This is a genomic window from Nostocoides sp. (assembly GCF_035343835.1).
Taxonomy (GTDB): domain Bacteria; phylum Actinomycetota; class Actinomycetes; order Actinomycetales; family Dermatophilaceae; genus Nostocoides_A; species Nostocoides_A vanveenii.
Map to the genome: position 1 here is coordinate 1 of NZ_DAOQZV010000173.1, position 4,919 is coordinate 4,919.

Sequence of the window (4,919 nt, forward strand, 5' to 3'; positions counted from 1 at the left end):
CTGGCCGACCCCACGGCATACGGCGATCCGGGGCACCCGGCGGCGCCGAGCGGTGGTCAGGTCGGGCACTGCGTCCACCACATCGAACGGGCCGCGGACGGCACGCTTTATCAGCAAAACCATTACGGCACGTGGCGATCCGGCGACGCGGGCGAGACGTGGACCGAGATCGGGTCCGGTCTGCCATCCACCTTCGGTTTCCCACTCCTGGTGCATCCGCGCGATCCGCAGACGATCTGGACCCTGCCGCTCAATGGCGACTCGGCGGGGCGGTTCCCGCCCGACGCGGCCGCGGCGGTCTGGCGCTCAGTCGACGGCGGCGCTACCTGGCAAGACCAGCGCGCCGGCCTGCCGCAGGAGGCCTGCTTCTTCACGGTGCTGCGGCAGGGGATGGCGGGCGACAGGCGCACGCCCGCCGGGGTCTACTTCGGGACCAACTCGGGGTCGGTCTTCGCCAGCCGCGACGAGGGCCAGACGTGGACCGAGATCGCCCGGCACCTCCCGACGATCCTCGCCGTCGAGGTGCTGGACCGGGGCTGATTCTTACCAAGAGGTAGAGCGTCGAGGACGCGGTGACGCGGGCAACTTCGGCAGACTGTGGCTACCGAGGCTCGGCGGCGCACGCGAAGGGGATTTCTGATGATCGCGCTACACACCACGATCGCCATAGCGGCCATCATCTTGTTGATCATCCGGGCCAAAGTGGATCCCATCATCGCCCTGGTGCTCGGCTGCCTCTATCTGGGCCTGGCATCCGGCATCGGCTTCGAGAAGACCGTCGACGCCATCACCTCGGGCTTCGGCGACATCATGGCCAAGATCGGATTATTGATCGGCTTCGGGGTGCTCATGGGCGCCTTGCTGCATCGCGTTGGCGCCTTCAAGGTGATGGTCGAGGCGCTCGTGCGGGTCGTTCCCGCCAACCGGCTGCCTTATGCCCTCGCGATGGCGCTCGCAACCATCGCCCCGTCGATCTATGTCGATGTCCAGGTTGTGCTCGCCGCTCCCGTGGCCCGCTCGTCCTCGAAGTTCATCAGCAAGGACGGCCTCGCCTGGCTGTCCGGCGCCCTCGGGACCGGCATCTTCTGCGGCTACGTTTTCGTCATCCCTGGCCTGGCCGCCATCTCGATTGCCGGTCTGCTGAAGGTCCCGCTCGGGACCTACCTGATCTACGGCATCGTGATCGGCCCGTTGACCGCGCTGATCACCGTCTGGATCTTCCGCCGGATGCTGGCCCTGGGCTGGTGGGACGCGACCAAGGACGAAGAGGAGTCGGAGGCCCTCGCCGAGGAGGAAGCCGCCGGGGAGGTCCGGGACGGCGCCCGGCGGCCCTCCCTGCTGCTCGCGATCTCTCCGATCATCGTGCCCTTGCTGATGATCGCCTTCGGCGCCTTCGCCGACCTCGCCGGCAAGTCGAATGCGTTCATCGCCTTCATCGGCAATGCGAATGTCGCGCTTTTCCTCGGCCTGCTCGGGGCGTATGCCATTGCCCGCCGCTTCGTCGGCACGACGGCGAGCGCCGATGCCTTCAGCGACGGGCTGCACACCACCGGCGAGATCCTGCTCGTCACCGGTGTCGGTGGCTCCCTCGGTGCGGTGATCAAGGCCACCGGCCTAGCGAAACTCCTCGGCGGGCTCTTCTCGGTGAACGCCGGTGCCCCCATCGTCTTGAGCCTGTTGCTCGCCTGGTTCATCGCCGCGGTGCTTCACCTGGCCATCGGTTCGGTGTCCGTCGCCGCCATCACGGCCGCCGGCATCATCGCGCCCATCCTCGGGTCGATCCCCGTCGCGCCCGTGGTCGTCGGCCTAGCGATCGCCTCGGGTTCGCTGTTTGCGCTGCAGGTCAACAGCAACTTCTTCTGGATGTTCACGTCGTTGCTCGGCCTGTCCACACGTGGCGGCCTCAAGACAATGACCACGGTGACCTCGATCGCCTCGCTCGTCTCGCTGCCACTGGTCGTGGTGGCGGCTCTCGTCTCCTGACGCGGCTCGCCTGCCCGTCCTCGGGCCAGGGGGTCAGGGCTGCGCAGCTGCGAGGACGTATGCCGGCGGCGCCGCCACCGATGACCGCGGCACCGCCGGGCAGATCACCGAGACGATCCCGTCACGGTCCGTGGCCACCGGGCCCGCTGACGATGCGGCGCCCCGGACATCACCGCTCGGGTCGGGCCCCTCGGCGGGGCCGAGGCGCATCAGCAGGCGCACGCCCAGCACGCCCAATTCGTAGTGCGGCAGGGCCACGGTCGACAGCGGCGGCCGCAAGTGGGCCGCGATGACCTCCTGGTTGTCGAAGCCGACAACCGAGACGTCATCGGGGACGCGCAAGCCGCGATCGCGAAGCGCGTCGTAGACACCCATGGCGACCCGGTCGTTGTGACAGAAGACGCCGGTGACACCCAACTCGGGCAGGTCCAGCCCCGCGGCATACCCGCCTTCCTGCTCGGGCGAGGTGTCGATCACCAGCGCGGGGTCGAAGGCCACGCCGGCGTCCGCGAGTGCCTCGCGGTAGCCGGCAAGCCGACCCGTGCGCGCAGGTGACGGCGTCGTCGTGTTGAGGAAGGCGATCCGTCGGTGCCCGGCGTCGAGCAGGATCCGAGTGGCCGTGCGCCCGCCACCCCCCTCGTCCGGCACGACCGCCCGAACCCCTGGGGTCGATGAAAAGCAGTTCACGAGAACGTGATCCGCCGAGGACAGCCCGGCTGGGACGACCACCTCACGGTGGTACCACGTCGAATAGAGCACGCCCTGGACCTGGTGATCGAGCATCATCTCCAAGGCCTGTGCCTCGGCCGCGGCGTTGTCCTCGGTGTTGGCGATCAGCAGGCTGCAACCGAGACGCCACGCTTCGTCCTGAGCGCCCCGGATCACGGCGCCCGCGAAGGGCGTGGTCGCGATCGAGTCGGCGAGCAGGCCGATGAACCGCGACTCGCCCTTGACCAGCGCCGCGGCGCTCAGGTTGGGCCGGTAGCCCAGCTCGGCGACCGCCTCGCGGACCCGGCGCCGGGCATCGGGGCCGATGCGCACACCCTGCTTGTCGTTGATGACGTGCGAGACGGTGGCGGTCGACACCCCCGCGAGGGCGGCCACCTCTCGCATGGTCACCCGTCCCGAGCCGCCCGGCAGCCGGCCGTCGGGTGTGTCGCTCACGTGGTCAGCCCTTCGTCGCACCGCTCTCCAATCCGTACATCATCGCCTTGTTCAACGCGAGGAAGACCAGCAGGAGGGGTGTCACGGTCACACAGACCGCGGCGAAGGTCGCCGTCCAGTCCGTCTTGCCCATCGCGCCGATGTAGTTCTGCAGACCAAGCGGCACCGTCTTGAGGTCCTCGGACAACACGAAGTGTTGCCGAAGACGAAGTCGTTCCAGATGAAGATGGCGTTGATCATCACCACCGTCACGATCGTGTTGACCGACATCGGCAAGGTGATCCGGGTGAAGATCGCGATCGGGCCGGCCCCGTCGATGGAGGCGGCGTCATACAGCTCGCGGGGGATGTATTCGAAGAAGCTGATGAACAGATAGAGCGACATCGGCAGGGCGAACCCGGCGAGCGGGATGATCATCGAGGCGTGCGTGTCGAGCAGCCCCACCTTGGCGTAGTCGACGAAGAGCGGCACCAGGGCCACCTGCACCGGGACGATGATCCCGATCAGGAACAGCCCGCGCACCAGCTTGCTGCCGCGGAAGCCCAGCACCTGGATCGCATAGGCGCCCATCATCCCGCAAACCACGATGAGGGCAGCCGAACCGAGCGTCACCACAAGGGAATTGACGATATTGCGCAGCAGGTCGCCCTGCGCGAAGGCCCGGCTGAAGTTGTCGAGCGTGAAGCTTTCCGGCAACCCAAAGGCGCCATTGCGCGCGAAGTCCTGCTCGTCGCGGACCGCGGTCAGGAAGATCCACGCCAGCGGGTAGACCTGCACGATCGCCAGGGTTGCGAGCAGGGCGCGCGAAATCGCCTTGCCGAGGTGAAGTCGTCGCGTGCGAGCCGTATGCCGTGGGGCCGGCCCATCGGCATACGTCTCGGGGTCCTGGGGAGCGGGCATGCTGCGGGCGAGGCTGGTGTCGACGGGGCGGATCGGGGCCATGGTCATCGATCGGCCTTCCGGTAGAGCAGGAGATAGATCAGGCCGACGGCGACCAGGCACTCGGCGACGATGAAGACCGACATCGCGCTGGCATAGCCGTAGTTCGTGCTGGTGAACGCGGTCTTGTACATATAGGTCGTCACCAGTTCAGAGGACTGGCCGGGGCCGCCATTTGTCAGCAGGTAGGGGATGTCGAAGCCGCGCAAGGCGAAGGTGGTCGCCATGACGGTCGTGGTGATCCAGACCGGGCGGATGTAGGGGAAGCGGATCTTGGCGAAGACCTGCCAGGCGTTGGCCCCGTCGAGGCGCGCGGCTTCCTCCAACTCCTTGGGCACCGCGAGGAGCGCAGCGTAGATGATGATCGTGTAGAGCCCGACGAAGCGCCAGCCCTCGGGGACCGACACAGCGGCCAGCACGGTGTCGACATCGGAGAGCCAGGGGCGCGCCAGCGAGCCGAGGCCGACGCCCTTGAGGATGCGTTGAGCAGGCCGGTCGGCTCGTAGGAGTAAATCCGTTGGAAGAGTAGGCCGATCGCAACGGTGGAGATGACGGCCGGCAGGAGATAGAGGACCTTGAGGATCTCTCGGCCCTTGGTGATGGTCAGCAGCAACGAGGCGATCAGCAGCGCGCCGCCGAGCTGGAGGATCAGGCAGATCGCGACATAGACGAGCTGGTTGACGAAGGCCGTGGTGAAGGTCGGGTCACCGCCTACCATGTGCGCGTAGTTGTCGAGGCCGACGAACTGCATATCGGTGATGCCGTCCCACTCGAAGAGCGAGAGGTAGACCGACTGCAGAATCGGCAGCAGCACGGCGCCGCCGAAGAGCAGG

2 protein-coding genes and 3 pseudogenes are annotated in these 4,919 nt (G+C 67.2%); 2 read left to right on the forward strand and 3 right to left on the reverse strand.

Features of this window, described 5'->3' with window-relative positions; all coding sequences use genetic code 11:
* Nucleotides 1-540, forward strand: a pseudogene (locus PKH97_RS11875) (exo-alpha-sialidase); the annotation flags it as partial.
* 99 nt (nt 541-639) lie between these two features.
* Nucleotides 640-1,983 carry a GntP family permease gene (locus tag PKH97_RS11880; RefSeq protein WP_324387673.1) on the forward strand — a complete coding sequence of 448 codons (1,344 nt, stop codon included), beginning with the start codon at nt 640-642 and terminating at the stop codon, nt 1,981-1,983.
* Between the two features lie 33 nt (nt 1,984-2,016).
* Here the strand turns inward: PKH97_RS11880 and PKH97_RS11885 are convergent, their stop codons facing one another.
* The 3 genes and pseudogenes from PKH97_RS11885 to PKH97_RS11895 all read right to left on the reverse strand — a co-directional run bounded on the left by PKH97_RS11885 (nt 2,017) and on the right by PKH97_RS11895 (nt 4,918).
* Nucleotides 2,017-3,096, reverse strand: coding sequence for a LacI family DNA-binding transcriptional regulator (locus PKH97_RS11885; protein ID WP_324387675.1), 1,080 nt, complete (start codon nt 3,094-3,096; stop codon nt 2,017-2,019).
* 55 nt (nt 3,097-3,151) lie between these two features.
* Nucleotides 3,152-4,047: pseudogene (locus PKH97_RS11890) on the reverse strand (carbohydrate ABC transporter permease).
* A gap of 44 nt (nt 4,048-4,091) precedes the next feature.
* Nucleotides 4,092-4,918, reverse strand: a pseudogene (locus PKH97_RS11895) (sugar ABC transporter permease).
* Nucleotide 4,919 lies beyond the last annotated feature (1 nt).